This window comes from Pseudonocardia sp. DSM 110487 (assembly GCF_019468565.1).
GTDB lineage: Bacteria > Actinomycetota > Actinomycetes > Mycobacteriales > Pseudonocardiaceae > Pseudonocardia.
The window spans coordinates 4,370,065-4,392,438 of the sequence record NZ_CP080521.1; the positions used below are offsets into that span (position 1 = coordinate 4,370,065).

The following is a 22,374-nucleotide window of genomic DNA, read 5'->3' on the forward strand; positions in this document are numbered from 1 at the left end:
GTTGTTGCGCTGCTCGCGTCCCATGACGCCCGATCGATCACCGGAGACGTCGTCGACGCGTCCTGCGGCCTCTACCTCCGGCCGGCCGGTCAGCGTCGCAGCAGCCGGGCGACCTCCGTCCTGAGCCGGACGAACTCGGGTGCCGCGCGGGTGCCGATCTGGTCGCGGTCGGGGGGCAGGCCCACCTCCAGCACCGCGGCCACCGTCGCCGGTGCGGGGGAGAGCACGACGACGCGCTCGGCCAGGTAGACGGCCTCGTCGATGTCGTGGGTGACGAGTAGCGCCGTCATCCCGTGCTCGGCCCGGACGCGCAGCAGCAGGTCCTCCAGATCGGCCCGGGTCTGCGCGTCGACGGAGGCGAACGGCTCGTCGAGCAGCATCAGGGCGGGCCGGTGGGCCAGTGCCCGCGCGATCGCCACCCGCTGTTGCATGCCGCCGGACAGCTGACGGGGGTAGCGCCCGCCCTGCCCGTCGAGCCCGACCTGCTTCAGCGCCTCCTCCGCCCGCTCCCTCCGCTCGGACCGGTCGATCCGCCCGCGCAGCGGAAGCTCGACGTTGCCGCGCACCGACAGCCATGGGTAGAGCGAGCGGCTGTAGTCCTGGAACACCATCGCGAGCCCTGCGACGACGCCGCGCACCGGCTCGCCGTCGAGGCGCACCTCGCCGGACGTGGGGGTGAGCAGGCCGGCCACGGCACGCAGCAGCGTCGACTTCCCGCAACCCGACGGCCCGACGATGCACACCAGCTCGCCGGGCCGGGCGTCCATCGAGACGTCGAGCAGCGCGGCACCCGGCCCGTAGCGGTGGCCGAGGCCGGACACCTGCAGCGTGACGGCCACCCTCACACCCCTGCCTTCTGCCAGCGCAGCACCCGCGACTCCACGGCCACGAGTCCCGCGTTGAACGCGTAGCCGAGTACGCCCAGCAGCACCACGACGGTCCACATCGTCAGGAAGTCGAACCGCCGCTGGGCGAGCGCCAGCTGGAAGCCAAGCCCGTTGGTCGCCCCGACCAGCTCGGAGATCACCATGAGGATCAGCGCGAGCGACAGGCTCACCCGCAGTCCGGCCATCACCTTGGGTGCCGCCGCCGGCAGCACGACCCGCAGCCACCACTCGGTGCGGCGCAGCCGGAGCACGCGTGCGGTCTCCACCTGGACGGGGTGCACCGACGCGGCGCCGTCGATGCTGCTGAGCAGCACCGGCCAGACCACGCCGACGACGATCGTGGCGAGCTGCATGGGGGTGCCGAGGTCGAACAGCACGAGGAAGAGCGGCACGAGCAACGGCGGTGGCACCGCTCGCACGAACGCGAAGAGCGGGCTCAGGTACTGCAGGACCACCCCGGAGCGCCCCAGTGCGAGGCCGGCGACCACGCCGCACACCGCGGCGATCCCCCAGCCCGCGAGCATCCGCCCGACGCCGGGGATGAGGTGGGCGACGGCGAGGTCGGAGAACCACAGCCGGTCCCACAGCGCCACGGCGATCGCGGACGGAGGCGGGAAGAACGGGCTGTCACCGAGCCGAGCCGCCGGCTCCCACAGGGCGACCGCCGCCACGAGGACCGCCCAGCGGTGGACGACGGCGTTCACCCGCCGGGCTCCCCGGCGTCCCAGCCGAAGAAGCGTCGGTGCGCCGTTTCGAGGCCCGCGTTGACGACGCAGCCGATCAGTCCGACGGTGAGCGTGCCGGCCAGCACGAGGTCCATCCGGCCGCCGCCGCTGCCGGCCGCGAAGACGAACTGCCCGATCCCCGCGGTTCCGGCGCCGAGCAGCTCGCTGCTGACGACGAGGATGAGCGCGATGGCCGCCGAGACCCGCAGCGCGGTCATGACGAACGGCGCGGCGTGCGGCAGCGCCACCGTGAACAGCCGCCGGGTGGTCGAGAGCCCGAAGGCGCGGGCGGTGTCGGTCTGCACCGGGTCGATCTCGCCCATTGCGTAGCTCGTGGTGAGCAGCAGCGGCCACACCGCCGCGTACACGGCGAGGGCGATGGTGGTGTCGGGGCCGCGGCCGAGCACGACGACCACGAGCGGGATGAGCGCCACCGACGGGACCGGCCGGAGGAACTCGACCAGCGAGCGGGTGGCCGTGCGAACCGGCGCGACGCTCCCGAGCACGAGCCCGGACGGCACCGCGAGCAGCACGGCCAGTGCCACCGCCGCCGCCCACGAGCCGAGCGTGACCAGCACATCGGTGAGGAAGGCGGGGTCGACGAGCAGGCCCGCGAGCGTCGTGAGCACGGTCGACGCCGGTGGGAGCAGCTCGGGACGCACGGCGCCGGAGCGTCCGAACGCCTCCCACACCAGAAGGAACCCGAGCACGCCGACGAGGCCGCGCACCGCGATCGGTCTCACGCCGCGCGGACCAGCTCGTTCACGTCCATCGGCCGGGTGAGCGCGCCGAACTGGAGCATCAGGTCGGCCACGCGCTGGATCTGCGCCGCCTCGGTGGTGGTCGGGTAGGCGCTGGCGCTGATCCGTGCGGCCGTCTCCGGGCTGATCCCGGCCGACGACACGAGCAGCGGTTCGAGCACGGTCCGGTCGGCGCAACGGCGCTGGGCCTCCACCAGCGCGTCCCGGAACGCCCGAACGGTGTCGGGGTTCTCCTCGGCGAACCTGCTCGTGACCACGTAGCCGTCGATGGGCAGGTCGGCGGTCGGACCCGAGCACGGGTCCATGACCGTCCGCACGGCTAGTGTGCGCCGCGCCTCCGACAGGAAGGGCTCGGGGAGGAAGGCGGCTTCCACGCGGCCGTTGGCGAGGGCGTTCGCCATGTCGGGGAACGGGATCTCGACGAAGGTCAGCTGGTCGGGTGGGATGCCTTCGGCGCCTGCCACCGCGCTGACGGTCAATCCGCCGATGTTGTTGAGCGCGTTGATGCCGATCGTCCGACCGGCCAGGTCGGTGGGCCGCTGTATGGCCGAGCCGGGCAGCGTGACCACCGAGAAGTTGTCCGGCCGCGCCCGGCTGGCCTCGGCGATGATCACGACGTCGAGGTTCTGCGATCGGGCGGCGATCGTCGAGACGTGGTTGCCGAACAGCAGGTCGAGGTCACCGGCCACCAGGGCGGGGAGCGCGACCGCGCCGCTCTGGACCCGTTCCGGCCTGACCGCCAGCCCGCCGGCCGCGAACAGGCCCTCCTGTGCGGCAAGCGTCAGCGGCGCCGCCCCGACGATCGGGAGCACCCCGACCCGGACCTCGATCGGCCCGGCCGCGCCGCCCCCGCCGTCATCGGCGCCGCAGGCCGCGAGGACGGGCACCGAGGAGAGCACCCCCATCGCCGTGAGGAACCGTCTTCTGCCGAGTGTCGTGGTGCCATCCATGCCGTCCCCCGGATCTTGCGTGCGTGCCGAGGTGAACCTCGGCCAGCGACCGGTCGTCGGCAAGGCCATGGACCGGCCACCCACCGGTCACCCGCCGGGGCGGGCGGCGAGGTAGACGGCCCGCACCGCGAGCGTGCGTTCGATCTCGTCGATGATCGGGGCGAAGAACTGCTGGCGGTGGTCGGCGTCGCTCATGGACGTCACGGCGAAGTACATGCTGCCGAACGCGGCGAAGAGCGTGGCGTTGCGCAGCATCGCGACCGGCATCGCGGGCACCAGCGCCGAGTAGACCGGTGGGCCACCGATCCATTGCTCGGCCGTCTCCGGTTCCACGACGAGCAGGCCGAGGACGATGAAGAAGGCGAACAGCGCGAGGCCCACCACCCCCGCCTGCACGAGCTGCCGGGTGGCGAGCACGAGCAGCAGGTTGCGTTCCTCCCGCCCGGTGAGCGGCGTGGCCCGGAGCGGGCCGTCGGGCGTGAGCTGGTCGAACGGCAGCCGGGCGAGCGGCGTGCCCTTGCTGGCCGCCGCGAGCCGGGGCGGGCTGAGGTCCTGCTCGACCCTGCCGACCTCGTCGCGCAGCCGTGCGGCCGCGGCGAGCACGGTGACCAGGCCGAACAGGGCGACGACGAGCGCGACCCGCTCCCAGCCGAGCCGGTTCATGGCCTGCCACAGCTCCCCGGTGAAGAACAGGAAGAGCGTCACGAACAGCATCCCGGGCAGCGCCCTGCCGAGCAGCCGGACGCTGTTGCGCAGGTCGTCGATCGCGTGCCGGAGCGCCCTGCGCAGCAGCGTGCCGACACCGTAGGTGGTGGCGAGCAGCGTGATGCCGAAGGCGGCGGCGAAGAACAGCACGAACCCCAGCAGGCCTACGCCACTGCCTCCCGGTGGGGTGACGGTGCCGTCGATGCCGAGCTGCAGCAACGGCACCGCGACCGGCATCGCCACGTACGCGGCGAGGATCGCGATGGTGGTCGCGCGCGAGAAGCGGGGCCGCCGCCTGAGGTAGGCCGATATCGAGACCCACACGATCAGCGCGACGACGATCACCCCGGCGAGCACGACCCAGCGCCACGAGCCCGCGCTGCGCAGCGGCACGAGCCACGCGAGGCTCGCGGCCGCCACGAGGGCGAGCACGGGCAGCATCCGGGGGAGTACGTGCCCGGTGAAGTCGTACCCGGCGATCATGGTGGGCGTTCCCTGCCGGACGAACCAGCGCTCGGCCTGGTGCAGCTGCGCAGGCGATGCGGTGAACGGCACGGGGCGATCATTCCTCACGCGGCCGGGCGCGCCGCTCCGATCCCCTCGGCGGCGCGCAGCGCCACCTCGCCCAGCTCGGCGAACCGCTCGGGCGGGACCCGGTCCCGCGGACCCCAGATCGAGAGCACGGCGAGTGGGCGGCGGTTGCGGTCGAGCACCGGAGCCGAGACGCCGTACAGCGACGACTCCAGCTCGCCCGCGCAGACGCCGTACCCGCGCTGCCGGGTGGCCGTGAGCTCGGCGGCCAGCGCGTCGGGATCGGTGATCGTGGTGTCGGTGAACCGGGTCAGCGCGCCGGACAGCACGCGGCGCACCTGCGGGGCGGGCAGGAAGGCGAGCAGCGCCTTGCCGGTGGAGGTGGCGTGCAGCGGCACCGAGCGGCCGAGCCAGCTCGCGGTGAGCACGGCCGTCGGTGTCACCTCGTCGAGGTAGGTCAGCCCGCCCATACCGGGCACGGCGAGCGACGCGGTCTCCCCGGTCCGCTCGCACATCCGCTCGAGGACGGGGTGCGCGGCGGCGATCAGCGCGTCCGGCCCGGCCGCGTTGCCGAGCTCCATCGTGGTGAGCCCGATCGAGTACCGGCCGGTCGACTCGTCGACGGACACCAGGCCTCGGATCTGCAAAGTCTTGAGCAGGCGCCATGCGGTGGCCCGGTTGAGCCCGCACGCACGCGCGAGCGCCGGAGCGGTGGTTGCTTCGGGCTGCGCGGAGGCCACCGCCAGTAGAAGATCGACCGCACGGTCGACCGACTGGATCCGGACGGACGCCGCAGGCTCACGTGTTGCCACGACGAAACATCCTCATCACCTGCATTGACGGTTCCACCCGGGCGTGACTACGTTCACATTACTCCGAGGGGGTTCGCATCATGCGACAACCACCACACTCCCGCCGGGATGTGTTGAAGTACGGCCTGCTCACCGGCGCAGCGCTGGCCGGTCTGTCCGGTTGTAGCGCTGTGCCCCGAAGACCGGATCCGGGCACACCGCCCGTCCGCGGAGGGGTGTACAGCCACGGCGCCACCGGCGGCGGGCTGAAGGACACGCTCGAGCCGTACTTCCCGGTCACCAACCCGGACATCAGCCGGGTCATGCAGCTCTACGAGCCGCTCCTGCGGTGGGACGCGACCTACGAGATCGAGCCGTCGGTCGCCGAGTCGGTCACCCCGAACACCGACAACACGCAGTGGACGGTTCGCATCCGCGAAGGCGTGGAGTTCCACCACGGCAAGACCGTCACGGCCGAGGACATCATGTTCAGCCTGGCGACGGTCACGGACCCGAACAACACCGGCTCGGGAGGCACGGAGCTCGCCACCGTCCTCGAGCTGAACAACTCCAAGATCGTCGATCCCCGGACGATCGTGCTGCAGCTCAACTCCCCGTACGCGGTGCTCGACCAGCTCCTCGCGGAGTACACCGTCGGGATCATCCCCACCGACTTCGACATCTCCCACCCGGTCGGCACCGGCCCGTTCGCCTACCGGCACTTCGTCCCGGGCCAGCTCTCCCAGTTCGTCCGGCACGAGAACTACTGGGACGGCCCCGCGTGGGTCGACGAGCTGTTCATCTACGACTTCGCCGACGACGCGGCCAAGGTCAACGCCCTGCTCGCGGGCCAGGTCCAGAGCATCGACAACCTGCCCAACTACCTCGCGGGCACGATCGAGCAGCAGGGCGCGTCGCCGCTGGTCTCCGAGACCGGCGCGTGGGTGCCGTTCACGATGCGCGTCGACGTCGCGCCGTTCTCCGACGTGCGGGTGCGGCAGGCGTTGCGGCTCATCGTCGACCGGCAGCAGATGATCGACCAGGCGCTCAACGGCTTCGGCGTCCTCGGCAACGACCTGTACGCGCCGTTCGACCCGGCGTACGCGAGCGACCTGCCGCAGCGCATGCAGGACATCGACCAGGCCAGGTCGCTGCTGCGCCAGGCAGGGCAGGAGAACCTCGACGTCGAGCTGGTCACCTCCAGCGCGGTCGGCGCGGGTGCCGTCGAGTCGGCCAACCTGTTCGTCGAGCAGGCCCGCAAGGCGGGCGTCACGGTGCGGCTGAACAAGGCCGACGCCAACGTCTTCTACGGCGACCGCTACCTGTCCTGGAACTTCGCCCAGGACTTCTGGAACACCCGCAACTACATCCCGCAGGTGGCCACGTCCTCGGTGAAGGGCGCCACCTACAACGAGACCCACTTCGAGGACCCGACCTTCACCGCGCTGATCGACCAGGCCAAGCGGGAGCCGGACCCGGCACGGCGCAACCAGTTGCTGCACGACGCGCAGGTGATCGAGTACGAGACCGGAGGCTTCATCATCTGGGGCTTCAAGCGCCAGCTCGACGCCTACTCCAACCTGGTGCAGGGCCTCGAACCGCACCGGTACCTGCCGTGCTCGAACTTCCGCTTCTCCCGAGCGTCCTTCGTGAGGCAGCCGTGACCGATCTCGTGACGCCGAGCGCCGCAACCGACACCACGGCGAGCGCGCCGGCTCCCCCGGCCAAGGCCGGTTGGCCCTGGCTGAAGTGGTTCGCCCGCCGCATCGGCCTGGCCGCGCTGACGCTGTGGTTGTGCTCGGTGCTGGTCTTCTTCGCCACCGCCGCGCTGGGCGACCCGGTGCGCGCGATCCTCGGCAAGGACTACGGCAGCAGCCCGGAGCGGGCGGCGGCGCTCGCCGCCGAGCTCCACCTCGACCGGCCGGTGATCGCCCGGTACTTCGAGTGGCTCGGCGGGCTGCTCACCGGCGACCTCGGCAACTCGGTCGCCAACGGCCTGCCGGTCGGCGAGCTGGTCGGCGACCGGATCGTCAACTCCGCCGTGCTGGTGATCGTGGCGGCGATCGTGATGATCCCGGTCGCGTTCGGCATCGCGATGGTCTCCGCGAACAACCGCGGGAAGCGCGCCGACGGCGTGATCCAGATCGTCATGATCACCCTGGCCGGGCTGCCCGAGTTCGTGGTCGGCATCCTGCTGGTGGCGCTCTTCTCCACCACGGTGCTGCACGTGCTGCCCGCCGTCACCATCGCGGGCGGCGGTGCCCCGCCCTGGTTCGTCCCGGCCTCGATGGTCCTGCCGGTGCTCACGCTGGTGATCGCGGTGGCGCCGTACGTGGCCCGGATCGTGCGCTCGAGCCTGCTCGAGGTGCTCGACTCCGACTACGTGGAGCTCGCCCGGCTCAAGGGAGTGCCCGAACGCATCGTGATGCGCAAGCACGCCCTGCTCAACGCGATCGTCCCGGGCATCCAGGTGATCGCACTGCAGCTGGCGTGGCTCGCGGGCGGCATCGTGATCGTCGAGTACCTGTTCTCCTACCCGGGGATCGGGGCGAGCCTCGTCGACTCGGTGCGCAACTCCGACTTCCCGATGGTGCAGGTGCTGGCCATGGTGATCGCCGCGGTGTACGTGGGGGTCAACCTGCTCGCCGACGTCCTGTCCATCCTGTTCACCCCGCGAGCGAGGACGGCGATCTCATCATGATCCTCACGACCGGAGCTCGTCGGATCGGGCGGCAGCGCAGGCTGGTCACCGGCCTGGTGATCACCCTCGTGATCGCGTTGATCGCGATCGTCGGCCCGTGGCTCGCCCCGTACAGCGAGAACGAGATCGTCGGCAAGCCCTTCACGATGGAGGGCTCCTGGCTGGGCACCGACTACCTCGGCCAGGACGTGTGGAGCCGCGTGCTCGCCGGTGGCGGCTCGATCCTGATGATCTCGGTGCTGGCCACCGCGCTCGGCATGGTGCTCGGGATCGTCATCGGGGTCGTCGCCGCCTACGCGGGCGGCTGGCTCGACGAGACGATCATGCGGCTGAACGACGTCGCGCTCGCCTTCCCGCAGATCCTGCTCGCGCTGCTCGTGCTCACGGCCGTCGACCAGCCGGCCTGGTGGATGATCGTGCTGCTGGTCGGCTTCTCGCACGCCCCCCGTGTGGCACGGGTGGCCCGCGGGGTGGCGCTGGGAATCGTCTCCCGCGACTTCGTCCACTCCGCGGAGGCGCTCGGGGAGTCCCGCCTGCGGGTGATCGTGGCCGAGGTGCTGCCGAACATGAACGCCCCGCTGCTCGCCGAGGCCGGGCTGCGGCTGACGTACTCGATCGGCATGGTCGCGGGCATCGGCTTCCTGGGCTTCGCCGCCAACCCCGGCGCGGCCGACTGGGGCCAGATGATCAACGAGAACCGCCTGGCGCTGCTCGTGCAGCCGTGGGGCGTGCTGGCGCCGGTGATCGTGATCGGCATCTTCACCGTCGGCACCAACCTGATGGCCGACGGGATCGCGCAGCTGGCGGGACGGGGTGAGTAGATGACGGTTCTCGATTCCAGCGCTGTCGATCCGGCTGAGGGCTGCGTCCTCTCCGACCTGCGGGTCGCGCTCACCGGGCGCCCAGGTGACGACACTGTCGACGTCGTCGACGAGATCAACCTCGAGCTGCGGCCCGGCGAGGTCGTCGGGCTGGTCGGCGAGTCCGGGTCCGGCAAGACCACGGCCGGCACGGCGATCCTCGGCTACGCGCGGCACGGCGCGACGATCGAGCGGGGAAGCCTCCTGTTCGAGGGCCAGGACATCCTGGCGTTGCCGTGGGACCAGGTCCGCCCGATCCGCGGTATGAAGATCGCCTACGTACCGCAGGACCCCGGCGCGGCGCTCAACCCGGCGATCCGGATCGGCCGCCAGATCGTCGAGCTGCTCGAGCTGCACGGCATCGGCACCGCCGAGGAGCGCATCGAACGGGCACGGGCAGGCCTCCGCGAGGTGGGCCTGCCCGACGACGACGAGTTCCTGGCCCGCTACCCGCACCAGCTCTCCGGGGGCCAGGTCCAACGGGTCGCGCTGGCGATGGCCTTCCTGCCCCGGCCCAAGGTGTTGGTCCTCGACGAGCCGACCACCGGCCTGGACGTCACCACCCAGGGCATGGTGCTGCGCACGATGGCCGAGCTGTGCCGCAGCTACCGCGTCGCGGCGCTGTACGTCACCCACGACCTGGCCGTCGTGGCCAACATCGCCGACCGGGTCGCGGTCATGTACGCCGGGCGGATCGTCGAGCTCGGTCCGCGCGAGGTGATGTTCTCCCAGCCTGCGCACCCGTACACGCGCGCGCTGCTGGACGCCATCCCGCACCTGGCCCAGGCCCGCGCGCTCACCGGCATCCCGGGCAGCACACCCGGGCCGGGGCGCCGCCCGTCCGGCTGCCCGTTCCACGACCGCTGCGAGTACGTCGAGGACCGCTGCACGGAGATCGAACCGCCGGACGTCCAGGTCGGCCCGGACCACAGCGCGAAGTGCCTGCGCGTCGGCGAGATCGGTTCGTGGGACATCAACCGGGGCAACACGCACGACACCGACCCGAACAAGAAGCGGGACATCATCCTCACGGTCGATGACCTGCGTGTGTTCTACGGCCGCAAGGAGGTCGTGCACGGCGTCGGCTTCGACCTGGCCAAGGCCGAGGTCGTGGCGCTGGTGGGGGAGTCGGGCAGCGGCAAGACCACGATCTCGCGGTGCATCGGCGGCCTGCACAGGGAATGGACCGGCGAGGTGACGTTCGAGGGGCGCCCGCTCGGCAAGGGCTCGCGGGCGCGCAGCATCGAGGACCGCAAGCGGATCCAGTACATCTTCCAGAACCCGTACCTGTCGCTGAACCCGCGCCTGACGATCGCCCAGATCGTGGCCCGGCCGATGGAGCTGTTCGGCATCGCCAAGGGCAAGGCGGCCCGGGATCGGGTGGTGGAGCTGCTGGATGCGGTCGCGCTCGGCTCCACCGTGCTCGACCTGCGCACCGACCGGCTCTCCGGCGGTGAACGGCAACGGGTGGCGATCGCCAGGGCCCTCGCGGCCGAACCCGACCTGCTGGTCTGCGACGAGATCACCTCGGCGCTGGACGTGTCGGTGCAGGGCTCGATCGTGGCGCTGCTCGACGACCTCCGGAAGACCCGGGGGATCAGCATGCTGTTCGTCACGCACAACCTGGCCCTCGTCCGTTCGATCGCGGCGCGGGTGCAGGTGCTCAACTCCGGCGAGCTGGTCGAGTCGGGGTTCGTGGTCGAGGTCCTCGACACGCCGAAACAGGAGTACACGAAGCGGCTGCTGAGCAACTCGCCCGCGGTCGGCTGAAGGGGGTCGGGGGTTTGAATCGCAAGGTCATCATCACGTGCGCGCTCACCGGTGCGGGGGACACCGTCGGAAGGTCCGAGCACGTGCCGGTCACGCCCGAGCAGATCGCCGTGTCGGGCATCGCGGCCGCCCGGGCCGGGGCGGCGATCGTGCACGTCCACGTGCGCGACCCGGACACCGGCGCCGGATCGCGGGACGTGGCGCTGTACCGGGAGGTGGTGCGGCGGCTGCGGGAGAGCGACGTGGACGTCGTGATCAACACGACCGCGGGTATGGGCGGCGACCTCTTCCTCGACCCCGAGGACCCGTCCGGGTTCGCCGATGGCACCGATCTGGTCAACGGGATCGAGCGGCTGGCGCACGTCGAGGAGCTGTTGCCCGACGTCTGCACGCTCGACTGCGGCAGCCTGAACTTCGGCGAGGGCAGCCTGGTCTACGTCAGCACGCCGGACATGCTGCGGGCCGGGGCCAAGCGGATCCAGGAGCTCGGGGTGCGCCCTGAGCTGGAGATCTTCGACACCGGACACCTCTGGTTCGCCAACAAGCTCGTGGACGAGGGCCTGATCGACCCGCCCGGGATGTACCAGCTATGCATGGGCATCCCGTACGGTGCCCCACCCGAGCCTGCCCTGCTCGCGGCCATGGTGGCGCAGATCCCGCCCGGCGTCGTGTGGGCCTCCTTCGCCCTCGGCCGGATGCAGATGCCGTGGGTGGCGCAGTCCGTGCTCCTCGGCGGGCACGTGCGGGTGGGGCTGGAGGACAACCTCTACCTCGGCCGCGGCAACAAGGTCAGCAACGCGGCGCTGGTCGCCAACGCGGTCACGATCATCGAGGCGATGGGCGCCGAGGTGGCCACGCCGGACGAGGCGCGGGAGATCCTCTCCCTGCGGTCTCGCGCATGACCGAGCGCGTCGGTCCTGAACAGGTGCGCACGATCGCTTGTGTCGGAGCAGGGGTGATCGGCGGCGGCTGGGTGGCCTACTTCCTGGCCCACGGGTTCCGGGTGCGTGCATGGGATCCCGCGTCCGACGCCGAGGCTCGGTTGCGCACGCTCGTCGAGGCCGCATGGCCCGCGTTGACGGAGCTGGGCCTCTCGCCCGGCGCGAGCGTGGACCACCTGACCGTCACCGGCGAGCTGGCCGAGGCCGTCGCCGGCGCCGACTACGTCCAGGAGAGCGCCCCGGAGCAGCTCGACCTCAAGCGCAGGCTCCTCGCCGATATCGACGCGGCCACGCCCGACCACGTCGTCATCGGGTCGTCCACCTCCGGCTACGGCATGACCGAGATGGCGGTCGACGCCGTGGGCGGGCACCGACTCGTCGTCGCACACCCGTTCAACCCGCCGTACCTGATCCCGCTGGTCGAGGTGGTCGGCGGCAAGCGCACCGCGGCCGACGTCGTCATGTGGACCGCCGAGTTCCTCCGGCACGTCGGCAAGTCGGTGATCGTCATGGACCAGGAGGTCCCGGGCTTCATCGCGAACCGGCTGCAGGAGGCGCTGTGGCGGGAGGCGCTGCACATGGTGGCCAACGGCGAGGCCACCCCCGCCCAGATCGACGCGTCGATCACCGACGGGCCGGGCCTGCGCTGGGCCTTCCACGGCCCGATGCTCACGTTCCACCTCGCCGGTGGGCCGGGCGGGATGGCGCACATGCTCGACCACTTCGGGCCGTCGCTGCTCTCGCCGTGGACCCGCCTCGACGCGCCGGAGCTCACCACGGAGCTGCGCGACAGCGTGGTGGCAGGCACCGAGCAGGAGGCCGCCGGGCGGACGATCGCCGACCTGGTGCGCGAGCGCGACCGCAGGCTCGTCGACGTGTTGCGGGTGCTCGGGCGGGTGCCCGGTGGTACCTGAGCCGGCGATCTGGACGGAGGACGTCCGGCCGGACTGGATCGACTACAACGGCCACCTCTCCGAGGCCTACTACGTGCTGGTGTTCGGCCACGCCACCGACGCCGTGATCTTCGGGCTCGGCATCGAGCCGTCCGTCACCGACACCTCGCTGTACACGGTCGAGGCGCATGTCCGCTACCTCGACCAGGTGCCGCCGGGGGCGCGGCTGGAGGTGCGGACCTCGGTGATCGGCGTGACCGCCAAGCTGCTGTGGCTCTGGCACGAGATGTGGTCCGACAGCCGCCTGCGCGCCACGGAGGAGGTACTCGCCGTGCACGTCGACGCGCACGCCGGACGGTCCAGCCCGTTCCCCGACGAGCTGCGACGGCGCATCGAGGCACGACGCGTGCCACCACCCGAGCACGCCTCCCGGCGGATCGCGGTGGGGTGAGGGCCGGTGCACCTGGAGTGGTCCGACGAGCAGCGGGCCGTGATGGAGACGACCAGGGCGTTCGTGCACCGCGAGCTGGTGCCGCACGAGGACGAGGTGGAGCGCACCGGGCGGCTCGACCCCGGCCTCGTGAAGGAGCTGCGGCGCCGGGCGATCAAGGCCGGCCTGTACGCGGCGAACATGCCCGACGACGTCGGCGGCGCCGGCCTCGACACGCTGACCTGGATGCTCATGGAGCGCGAGCTCGGGCACACCGGCTACGCGCTGCAGATGCTCGCCGTGGCCCGGCCGTCCCGGATCCTGCTGGCTTGCGAGGGATCCCAGCGGGCGGACTACCTGCTGCCGACGGTGGCGGGCGAGCGCGTCGAGTGCCTCGCGATGACGGAGCCGGAGGCCGGCTCCGACCTGCGCGGCATGCGCACCCGGGCCGTCCGCGACGGTACCGACTGGGTGATCACCGGCACCAAGCACTTCATCAGCCACGCCGAGGAGGCCGACTACGTCATCCTGTTCGCCGCCACCGGCGAGGAACGAACCGGGCGGGCGGAGATCACCGCCTTCCTCGTCGACACCGACGCCGCCGGGCTGACCGTGCGGCCCGGCTACCGCAGCGTCTCGCACCGCGGCTACCCCAACTCGGTGCTCGCCTTCGATGGCTGCCGCGTGCCGGGATCGGCCGTGCTCGGCGAGGTGGGACGAGGGTTCGACGTGGCCAACACATGGCTCGGCACGACACGGCTGCAGGTGGCGGCGACCTGCCTCGGCCGGTCGCGGCGGGCCCTCGATCTGGCGGTGCGGTACGCGGCAGGCCGCCGCCAGTTCGGCCGGACGATCGGGCGCAACCAGGGCGTGTCGTTCAAGCTCGCCGACATGACCGTCGCGCTGGAGTCGGCGTCATGGCTGACGTGGCGCGCGGCGTGGCTCGCGGACCGGAGGGAGGCCGACGCCGAGATCGCGATGGCCAAGCTGCACGCCAGCGAGGCGCTCGCGATGATCGCGGACGAGGCCATCCAGATCCACGGCGGCATGGGCCTGATGGACGAGCTCGTGCTGGAACGGATCTGGCGCGACGCCCGCGTCGAACGGATCTGGGACGGCACCTCGGAGATCCAGCGGCACATCGTCTCGCGCGCCTTGCTGCGAGCACACGGTGGATAAACTGCTGCGGCCCCGCAGCATCGCCGTGATCGGCGACTCCCGGGCCTCCGCGCGCGTGATCGAGCAGAACCGCAGAATCGGGTTCGGCGGGCCGATCCGCCCGGTGCACGAGAGCAGGCTCGTGGTCGGCGGCGAGCGCGCGGTCGCCCGGGTCTCGGACCTCGACGAGGCTCCGGACGCGGCGTTCGTGGCGGTCCCGGCCCCGGCCTGTGCGGGGGTGGTGGCCGAGCTGGCCACCACCGGCTGCGGTGCCGCGGTCGTGTACAGCTCCGGCTTCGCCGAGACCGGCCCCGACGGCACCGCCCGCCAGCGGGAGCTGGTCGACGCCGCCGGCCCGATGACGCTGCTCGGCCCCAACTGCTACGGCATGATCAATTACGTCGACGGCGCGCTGATCTGGCCCGACCAGCACGGCGGCGTCCCGCTCCGGCCGGGTGACCGCGGGGTCGCGGTCATTTCCCAGTCGTCGTCGATCGCGATCAGCGTGACCATGACCGACATCGGGCTCCCGCTCGGCTACGTGGTCACCGTCGGCAACGGGGCCCAGACCTCGGTCGCCCGCGCGGCCGCGGCCGTGCTGGCCGATTCGCGGGTGTCGGCCGTCGGCCTGATCGTGGAGACGCTCGCCGACGTCAGAGGCCTCGAACGGCTCGCGGCGACGGCTCGGGACCGCGGCATCGGGGTGGTCGCGCTGGTGCTGGGCAGGGGCGAGCAGGCCCGCCGGGCGGTGCAGACGCACACCGCGTCGCTGGCCGCGGACGCGGCGGTCGCGTCGGCGTTCCTGCGCCGCACCGGGATCGGCGAGGTCACCTCCGTCGACGCGCTGCTCGGCGCGCTCGGCCTGCTGCACTGCGGCGGGCCGCTGCCGGACGCCCGGCTGAGTTCGCTCAGCTCCTCCGGTGGTGAGGCCGCCTTGATCGCCGATGCCGCGGTAGGGCACGACGTGCGGTTCCCGGAGCTGACCGACCGGCAGCGGGCCGGGCTGCGCGCCGTGCTGGGGGAGCGGGTGACGCTCGCCAACCCGCTCGACTTCCACACCTACGTCTGGGGTGATCCGGACGCGATGACCGCGGCGTTCGACGCCATGGTGCGCGGTCCGGCCGACCTCACCCTGCTCTTCGCCGACCTGCCCCGTACCGACCGCTGCGCCGACGACGACTGGGTGCGTGCCGTCGAGGCGTTCGCGCGGGCATGCGCGGGTGCCGGGGCGCGGGGTGCCCTCGTGGCGGCGATGGCCGCCAACCTGCGCGGGGCGCGGGCGGCGAGCTGGGTGCGGCGAGGACTGCCGGTGCTCGCCCCGCCGTCGGTGGCGATGGAGGCGGTGCAGGCAGCGGCGACGATCGGCCGCGCATGGGCCGGTCCACTCCCGGAGCCGGTGGCGGGTCCGCAAAGCCACCTTCATGACCCGAGACGAGATGAAAGTGGCATTTCTGACATCGCGACCGGGCCTGTGCTCGATGAGGCCGAAGGCAAGGTGTTCCTGCGCCGGCGCGGAATCCCGGTGCCGGACGGCGATGTCTGCGCGAGCGCGACCGCCGCCATGCGGGCCGCATCCCGCATCGGGGCGCCGGTGGCGGTGAAGGCACTCGGCGTGGCCCACAAGACCGACGCGCGGGCCGTCCGGCTCGGTCTGCACGGTCCGCGGCAGGTCCGCGCCGCGGCCGCGGAACTGCTGGTCCGGTTCCCCGCGGTGCTGGTCGAGCGGATGGTGCCCGGCGGGATCGCGGAGCTGCTGGTCGGAGTCGAGCCGGACCCGGTGCTCGGTCCAGTGCTCACCGTCGGCGCGGGCGGTGTCCTGACCGAGCTGCTGCGCGACGTCGCCCACGTCGTGCTCCCGGCCGGCCCGGCGGAGATCCGTGCCGCGCTGCTGGGCCTGCGCTGCGCCCCGCTGCTGACCGGGCATCGCGGCAGGCCGGGTGTGGACCTCGACGCGCTCGTCGCCGCCGTCGCCCGGATCGCCGAAGTCGCGCTGGACACGGTGTCGTTGGAGATCAATCCGTTGATCGTCACGGCGGAGGGCGTGTGGGCTTGCGATGCGTTGATCAGGGGGGACGCGTGACCGATCCACTGCGGACCAGACGGCTCGGCGCCGTCCTCGAGGTCACCCTCGACCGTCCGCCCGCGAACGCGATCGACCTGGCCACCTCGCGCGCGATGGGCCGCGTTTTCGCCGGCTTCCGCGACGACCCCGACCTGCGGGTGGCGGTGTTGCGCACCGGCGGTGACCGGTTCTTCAGCGCGGGCTGGGACCTCAAGGCGGCCGCGGCAGGCGACCCGGTGGACGGCGACTACGGCGAGGGCGGCTTCGGCGGGATCCAGCTGCTGCCGGGGCTGAACAAGCCGGTACTCGCGGCCGTCGACGGGATGGCGGTGGGCGGCGGCTTCGAGCTGGCCCTGTCGGCCGACCTGATCTACGCAGCCGACACGGCGACGTTCGCCCTGCCCGAGATCGACGCCGGCACCCTCGCCGACGCCGCGACCCTGCGTCTGCCCGGCCGGATCCCGCACCACATCGCGATGGAGCTGCTGCTCACCGGGCGGTGGATGGACGCGGCCGAGGCGCACCGCTGGGGGCTGGTCAACGAGGTGCACCCGGCCGACCGGCTGGCCGACCGCGTCCTCGAGGTCGCCGCGCAGTTGGCGGAGGGGCCGCCGTTGGTCTTCGCGGCGATCAAGGAAGTGCAGCGGGAGAGCCAGCAGCTGACCTTCGCCGAAGCGATGCGCCGGATCGGGGCCCGCGAGTTCCCCACGGTCGCAACGCTCTACGGCTCGCAGGACCAGATCGAGGGGGCGAAGGCGTTCGCCGAGCGGCGCCCGCCCGTGTGGAAGGGATGCTGAGAATGGGCCACGGGCACGGGCACGGCTGCACCGCGGATCACCACCGCGGCGAGTACACCGACCGCCAGCGCGCGGATCTCGACCTGGTGCTGGCGTTCAACCACCGCCTCGCGCACGCGGTGGACGACTGCGTCGACATCACCGACACGATCGCCGCGCTCGACCCGGACCCGCTGCGCTACATGTGGGTGGACGAGGGCGCCGGCCGGATCCCGGCCCAGCTGGAGCGGGCCGCGGCCGTGCTGGACGTCGCGCCCCGGCTGACCGGCCATACCCGCGGGACGACCCGGACGCTCCCGCACAGCCGCAACGCCGCGCGCCCGACCGTCGCGACGGGCGGCGGCCGGACCCTGGTCGCCTGGCTGGAGTGGGTGCCCGACCGGGGCGACCGGCTCGTCGCGGAGCTGGACGGCGAGACCGCGGTGGTGGTCGACGGGCCGGAGGATCTGTTCCGCCCGACGGCGGCGGTCACCGCCGATGGCACCCCGTGGCTGCTGTTCGGCCGCTCGGTCGACGGCGAGGTCGCCGTCTGGGCCTGCCGTTTCGACGGCGCCGGGTGGACCGACCCGGAGCTGGTGAGCACCACCGATGGGCCGTCGTTCAACCAGGAGGTGCTGGCGCACCCCGACGGCAGCCTGCACGTGTGCTGGCAGGGCCGGGCAGGCGGTGGCTTCGGCATCTTCGCCCGCCGGTTCGCGGGTGGCGGCTGGGAGGAACCCCGCTGGGTGAGTGAGGGCGCCACGGGCAATGCGTGGGACCCGACGCTTGCGGCCGTGCCGGACGGGATGGCCTATGCATGGTCGGAGTACGACGGCGGGAGCTATGCGATCGTGCTGCGCGCGGGCGAGGTGGTGCGCCGGCTCACCGGCGGCACGGACTACGCCTTGCACCCGAGCCTGGCCGCCACCACCGACGGCAGGCTGTGGTGCGCCTTCGATGTGATCACGGTGCAGGGGCACGGCGGCAGCGGGCCGACGCGGTTGCGCCCCCGGGAGCGCCCGGACCGGTTCGGCGGCATGCGGGAGGCGGGCGACAGCGTGCCCCCGGAGCTCCTGCCGGAGGTGAGCGCCGCGATCCGGGTCGTGTGCGTGGAGGGCGATCAGCTCGTCACGCCACCCGGCGAGCTCGCGCCCGGGCTGAACGTCGTCCCGTCGGCGCTGCCCCGGCTGCAGGCCACCGCCGATGGCGGCCTCGTGGTCGGCTACCGCGTACATCGCCAGCTACCGCTCATGACCTACTACTGGGAGGCGGCCGCGCAGGTGCTCGGCCCGGACGGCTGGCTGCCGCCGACCACGATCACCGGCACCGACGCCACCCTGGAAGAGGTGTCGCTCGCGGAGGGGGTGCTCGTCACCCAGTCCGACGGGAGGCTGGACCGCGCCCTCGGCTGGACCGAGGGTTTCGGCGGGCGGGAGTGCCCGTATCTCGCCGACCACCACGGCGCGGTGATCTGGCACGGCGTGCACGGTGCCGGCCAGGTCGTGCTGGCGCGGATCGAGTCGGCGGGCCCGGCCGCGACGGGTGGCGAGCGGGCCGCCGTGATCAGCTCCGACGGGCGCACCGAGGACCGCCGCTGGGTCACCGGCGAGCAGGCGGATCGCTACGAGGTGCCTGGCTACACCCTGTACTGGGGCGACCTGCACCGGCACTCGCTGATCAGCCGCTGCACATCGGGGGACGAGCCCTCACTGGAGGACTTCTACCGCTACGCGTGGGACGTCAACTCCTACGACTTCTGGGCCGTCACCGACCACGCCGAGAACTCCACCGCCTACCAGTGGTGGAGCCTGCAGAAGATCGCGGACCTGCTGCACGTGCCCGGCCGGTTCGTGCCGCTGTACGGCTTCGAGTGGACATCGGCCGACACCGGCCACCAGAACGTGATCTACGGCGACGTCGCGCGTGGCGCCCCGATCTTCTCCGCGTTCGCCGCGGGCACCACCACTCCGGACGGGCTGTGGGAGGCGCTGGCCGAGCACCCCGAGCACCCGGCGATCACGATCCCGCACCACCCCGGCTCGGCGATGGTGCACAACGACTGGGACTACCACGACCCCCGCTACAGCCGCCTCGTCGAGGTGTTCCAGGCATGCCGCGGCAACTACGAGTCGGACAGCTGCTTCCGCCAGTACTCCGACGGCACCGCTGGCGGCACGTTCATGCTCGACGGGCTGCGCCGCGGGCACCGGTTCGGGCTGATCGCCTCCTCCGACCACGGTCACGGCGCGAGCTACGTCGGCGTGCTCGCCCGCTCGCTGTCGCGCGCCGACGTCTTCGACGGGCTGTGGTCACGGCGGACCTGTGCCGCCACCACCCGCGGGGTGATCGCCGACCTCCGGCTGGGCCCGCACCTGATGGGCTCGGAGGTCGGCTGGACGGGGCCGCGCCCGCTCACCGTGCACGCCCGCGGCTACACCGAGCTCGCCCGGGTCGACATCCTGCGCGACGGCGAGGTCGTGCACACCGTCAGGGGAGAACCGGACCTCCCGCTCGGCCACATGCGCGTCGACCTGCGCGTGGAGTGGGGCAAGGCCGACGTCACCACGTGCTGGGACGGCCGGCTGCGGGTGACGGCGGGTGGCCGCCTGCTGCTCCCTGGGTTCGTCGGTCCCGAGGTGGTGGCGATGGACGAGGAATCGATCGCATGGGAGCACGTGACGCGCAGCTTCGGCGAGCCGTACGGCGCGCAGCGCGGCGGGGTGGAGGTGAGCATCTGCGGGCCGCCCGACGCGGTCGTGCACGTCGAGTGCGCCGGTCGCGCCGTCTCCGTCGAGCTCGCGAAGCTCGCGGCGGGCGGCGTGGTGTTCGACGACGAGCTGCCGGGGGAGCTCGCGCTGCACCCGGCGGTCGGTGCGCTACTGGGCCTCGGCGTGCGGGAGCTCGACGTGCCCCTCGTGGACGACTCCACCGCGCCGGCGTTCTACTACGCGCGCGTGTTCCAGGTGGACGGCGAGATGGCATGGTCATCGCCGATCTGGGTCTCGTAGTGGCTTATGGCCCGCGAGGTGCGGGAATCCCGGTGGCATGTGCCGCTGGCTCGGCTACTTCGGAAGTCCGGTCCTGCCCAAGGAGCTCGTGTTCGACCCGGAGCGCTCACTGATCGAGCAGAGCAGGCGCGCCGGGCCGCACATGTCCGCCATGAACGGGGACGGGTTCGGCCTCGGCTGGTACGGCCCGCGTGACGGACCGGCCCTGTTCCGCAGCGCGACCCCCGCGTGGGGTGACGAGAACCTGCGCGAGCTGACCGCTGCGATCGAGTCGCCGCTGTTCCTCGCGCACGTCAGGGCCGCAACCGGCACGCCGGTGCAGCAGACCAACTGCCACCCGTTCCGCTACGGGCGCTGGATCTTCGTGCACAACGGGTACGTCGCCGACCACCAGCGGCTCCGCCGGGAACTCTTGTTCGCGGTCCGCCCCGACCTCTTCACCAACATCAGGGGCTCGACCGACTCGGAGCTGATGTTCCACCTGGCCCTGACCTTCGGTCTCGAGGACGATCCGATCGGTGGGCTGGAGCGGATGGCGGGCCACATCGAGGCACTCGCGGCGGCCCATGGAGTGGCGCAGCCGTTGCAGATGACGATCGGCCTGTCCGACGGCGAGCGCCTCTACGCCGTGCGTTACGCGAGCGGTCCCGTGGTCAACACCCTCCACGTGAGCGAGGACATCGAGGGAGTGCGCAGGCTCTACCCCGCGGACGAGCGGTTCTCCCACTTCGGCGACGAGGCGCGGGTGGTCGTCTCCGAGCCGCTGATCGTCCTGCCGGAGCTGTGGCACGAGGTGCCGCCGTCCACCGCCTTGATCATCCGGAAGGGCCCCGACGAGGAGCGTCCGTTCCGTCCCGCCGCGCCCTGACGGGAGACGATCACGAGCCCGCCCAGCAGGAGAACCGCCCCAGCGGCGACCGGCGCCGACGGGCGCTCGCCGAGCACCAGCAGGGCGAGCGCGGTGGCGACCAGCGGCTCGACGAGGGAGAGCGTCCCCGCGGTGGTGGCGCTGACCCGGCGCAACCCGGTGACGAAGAACCAGTAGGCCGCGGCCGCCGTGATGGGGCCGAGCCAGAGCACCAGGACCAGGATGTGCGGGGTGACGAGGGCGGGCAGGGCGGCAATGGTCCACGGCGCGAGGACCGCCCCGCCGATCAGCAGCGTCACGGCGACCGCCGCCGGCATGGCCGCCCCGTGCCCGATGAGGTGCTTGGCGGCCACGGTGTAGACGCCGAAGCACCCGCCGGCGACGACCCCGAACGCGGCGCCGAGCACGTCGACCTGCGCGCCTCCTGCCGGGATGACGAGCACGGCGCAGCCGAGGACGGCGCAGAGCGTGCCCGCTGTCCAGCGCCGGGACAGGCGGGTGCCGAACACGATCCGTTCGGCCAGCCCGGTGGTGACGGGCGTGATGCCGAAGGTCACCGCGGTGGCCACGGCCGCCCCCGTGGCCGCCACCGACATCAGGAACGCGGTCTGGAAGGTCGCCGTCGCGGCCGACGCGGCGAGCAGCGCGGGCCACCGGCGCGCGGTCAGGGCGCGCACGGACGCCGGGTCGGTGGCGAGGACGGCGGCGGCGAGCACCAGCCCGCCGAGGAGGATCCGGGCCCCGCCGAGTGCCGCCGGTTCCACGGCGGACCCCGCCAGCACCTGCGCAGGCCCGACGGTCCCCCAGAGAACCCCGGCCGACAGGACGAGCAGCACGCCGGATCGCTGTTCTCGTTGCTTCACGCACCACAGCGTGCGCGCAACGGCGGCAATCCCGACCGCTGACCGAATCTCGTTCGACTACAGAGGGCGACGCGGTCGCTCATTCGATGCTCCGGCCCTCCGGCGCCGATCAGCCGGACGGTGTTCGGCGATTCCGCCCACTCGGGTCCGGAAGTTCGGACTGCTCCCGCGGCTGGACGTAGTCGAAGACCACGGTCGTGCGGACGTCCACGAACTCCTTGCGCCGCGCCAGCCGGTCGAGGACGAAGTCCCTGAGGTACTGCGTGCTGGGCACCGCGACGTGCACGAGGACGTCCTCGTTGCCGGTTACGACGAACACGCCGAGTGTCTCGGGGAGCGCGGCCATGCTGTCGCGGGTGTTCTCGATGGCCTCCCGGGACTGCGGCCGGATCCGGATCGAGATCAGGGCCTGGACGTCGCGTCCCAGCGCCGCCGGGTCGACGGCGGCGTGGAAGCCCGTGATCACGCCGCGGGCCCGCAACGCCCGGGTGCGCTCCAGCGCGGTGGACGGGGCCACGCCCACCGCCGCCGCCAGTTCCCGGTTCGTCTGGCGCCCGTCGCGCTGCAAGCGCCGCAGGATCGCCTCGTCGAGCGCATCCATGGCACCGCCCATGACACTTCCTTCCCACATGCCGAACGTCGTTCGCCCGGCAGTCGGCCGACCGACTGGTTCGCCGACGTTCGTTCGGTGAGC

General features: G+C 72.2%; 19 protein-coding genes and 1 pseudogene. 12 read left to right on the forward strand and 8 right to left on the reverse strand.

Annotated features, from left to right (window positions below):
- Positions 1-89: 89 nt before the first annotated feature.
- The 6 genes from K1T35_RS20340 to K1T35_RS20365 form a co-directional block, all read right to left on the reverse strand.
- Positions 90-839: an ABC transporter ATP-binding protein gene (locus K1T35_RS20340; RefSeq protein WP_220261703.1), complete on the reverse strand. Its 750-nt coding sequence runs from the start codon at positions 837-839 to the stop codon at positions 90-92.
- 2 nt (positions 840-841) lie between these two features.
- Positions 842-1,591: an ABC transporter permease gene (locus tag K1T35_RS20345; protein ID WP_220261704.1), complete on the reverse strand. Its 750-nt coding sequence runs from the start codon at positions 1,589-1,591 to the stop codon at positions 842-844.
- Positions 1,588-2,355: an ABC transporter permease gene (locus K1T35_RS20350; protein WP_220261705.1), complete on the reverse strand. Its 768-nt coding sequence runs from the start codon at positions 2,353-2,355 to the stop codon at positions 1,588-1,590. The genes K1T35_RS20345 and K1T35_RS20350 overlap by 4 nt, the downstream gene beginning before the upstream one ends.
- Positions 2,352-3,323 (reverse strand): ABC transporter substrate-binding protein, encoded by a 972-nt coding sequence (locus K1T35_RS20355; RefSeq protein WP_220261706.1) that lies wholly within the window; start codon positions 3,321-3,323, stop codon positions 2,352-2,354. Before K1T35_RS20355 ends, K1T35_RS20350 begins: the two co-directional genes overlap by 4 nt.
- An 87-nt stretch (positions 3,324-3,410) precedes the next feature.
- Positions 3,411-4,583 carry a hypothetical protein gene (locus K1T35_RS20360; protein ID WP_220261707.1) on the reverse strand — a complete coding sequence of 391 codons (1,173 nt, stop codon included), beginning with the start codon at positions 4,581-4,583 and terminating at the stop codon, positions 3,411-3,413.
- A 14-nt stretch (positions 4,584-4,597) separates the two neighbouring features.
- Positions 4,598-5,371, reverse strand: a complete 774-nt coding sequence (locus K1T35_RS20365; RefSeq protein WP_220261708.1) for an IclR family transcriptional regulator — start codon at positions 5,369-5,371, stop codon at positions 4,598-4,600.
- An 80-nt stretch (positions 5,372-5,451) separates the two neighbouring features.
- Here K1T35_RS20365 and K1T35_RS20370 point away from each other — a divergent pair, with 80 nt between their 5' ends.
- From K1T35_RS20370 to K1T35_RS20425, 12 genes and pseudogenes are all read left to right on the forward strand, one after another.
- Positions 5,452-7,014, forward strand: a complete 1,563-nt coding sequence (locus tag K1T35_RS20370) for an ABC transporter substrate-binding protein (protein ID WP_220261709.1) — start codon at positions 5,452-5,454, stop codon at positions 7,012-7,014.
- Entirely contained in the window at positions 7,011-8,051 is a 1,041-nt protein-coding gene (locus tag K1T35_RS20375; protein WP_255622341.1) for an ABC transporter permease, read from the forward strand. Before K1T35_RS20370 ends, K1T35_RS20375 begins: the two co-directional genes overlap by 4 nt.
- Positions 8,048-8,872, forward strand: a complete 825-nt coding sequence (locus K1T35_RS20380; protein WP_220261710.1) for an ABC transporter permease — start codon at positions 8,048-8,050, stop codon at positions 8,870-8,872. The genes K1T35_RS20375 and K1T35_RS20380 overlap by 4 nt, the downstream gene beginning before the upstream one ends.
- Positions 8,873-10,681, forward strand: coding sequence for an ABC transporter ATP-binding protein (locus K1T35_RS20385; RefSeq protein ID WP_220261711.1), 1,809 nt, complete (start codon positions 8,873-8,875; stop codon positions 10,679-10,681).
- 14 nt (positions 10,682-10,695) lie between these two features.
- Complete coding sequence (locus K1T35_RS20390; RefSeq protein WP_220261712.1) at positions 10,696-11,583, forward strand: 3-keto-5-aminohexanoate cleavage protein; 888 nt, start codon at positions 10,696-10,698, stop codon at positions 11,581-11,583.
- A complete protein-coding gene (locus K1T35_RS20395) occupies positions 11,580-12,536 on the forward strand; it encodes a 3-hydroxyacyl-CoA dehydrogenase NAD-binding domain-containing protein (RefSeq protein WP_220261713.1) in 957 nt (318 codons plus the stop codon). The genes K1T35_RS20390 and K1T35_RS20395 overlap by 4 nt, the downstream gene beginning before the upstream one ends.
- Positions 12,526-12,966 carry a thioesterase family protein gene (locus K1T35_RS20400; protein WP_255622344.1) on the forward strand — a complete coding sequence of 147 codons (441 nt, stop codon included), beginning with the start codon at positions 12,526-12,528 and terminating at the stop codon, positions 12,964-12,966. The genes K1T35_RS20395 and K1T35_RS20400 overlap by 11 nt, the downstream gene beginning before the upstream one ends.
- A gap of 6 nt (positions 12,967-12,972) precedes the next feature.
- The gene (locus tag K1T35_RS20405; RefSeq protein WP_220261714.1) at positions 12,973-14,124 is read left to right on the forward strand and encodes an acyl-CoA dehydrogenase family protein; all 1,152 of its coding nucleotides are present in this window, start codon (positions 12,973-12,975) and stop codon (positions 14,122-14,124) included.
- Positions 14,117-16,183: an acetate--CoA ligase family protein gene (locus K1T35_RS20410; RefSeq protein ID WP_220261715.1), complete on the forward strand. Its 2,067-nt coding sequence runs from the start codon at positions 14,117-14,119 to the stop codon at positions 16,181-16,183. The genes K1T35_RS20405 and K1T35_RS20410 overlap by 8 nt, the downstream gene beginning before the upstream one ends.
- Complete coding sequence (locus tag K1T35_RS20415) at positions 16,180-16,962, forward strand: enoyl-CoA hydratase-related protein (protein ID WP_220261716.1); 783 nt, start codon at positions 16,180-16,182, stop codon at positions 16,960-16,962. Before K1T35_RS20410 ends, K1T35_RS20415 begins: the two co-directional genes overlap by 4 nt.
- Positions 16,963-16,964: 2 nt before the next feature.
- On the forward strand, positions 16,965-19,949 hold the full coding sequence (locus K1T35_RS20420) for a DUF3604 domain-containing protein (protein WP_220261717.1): 2,985 nt from the start codon (positions 16,965-16,967) through the stop codon (positions 19,947-19,949).
- A 151-nt stretch (positions 19,950-20,100) separates the two neighbouring features.
- Positions 20,101-20,718 (forward strand): annotated as a pseudogene (locus tag K1T35_RS20425) (class II glutamine amidotransferase); the annotation flags it as partial.
- Here K1T35_RS20425 and K1T35_RS20430 read toward each other — a convergent pair.
- A complete protein-coding gene (locus K1T35_RS20430) occupies positions 20,649-21,680 on the reverse strand; it encodes a DMT family transporter (RefSeq protein WP_255622347.1) in 1,032 nt (343 codons plus the stop codon). The pseudogene K1T35_RS20425 and the gene K1T35_RS20430 sit on opposite strands and share 70 nt — an antisense overlap.
- 109 nt (positions 21,681-21,789) lie before the next feature.
- Positions 21,790-22,293 carry an Lrp/AsnC family transcriptional regulator gene (locus K1T35_RS20435; RefSeq protein ID WP_255622349.1) on the reverse strand — a complete coding sequence of 168 codons (504 nt, stop codon included), beginning with the start codon at positions 22,291-22,293 and terminating at the stop codon, positions 21,790-21,792.
- Positions 22,294-22,374: the final 81 nt, after the last annotated feature.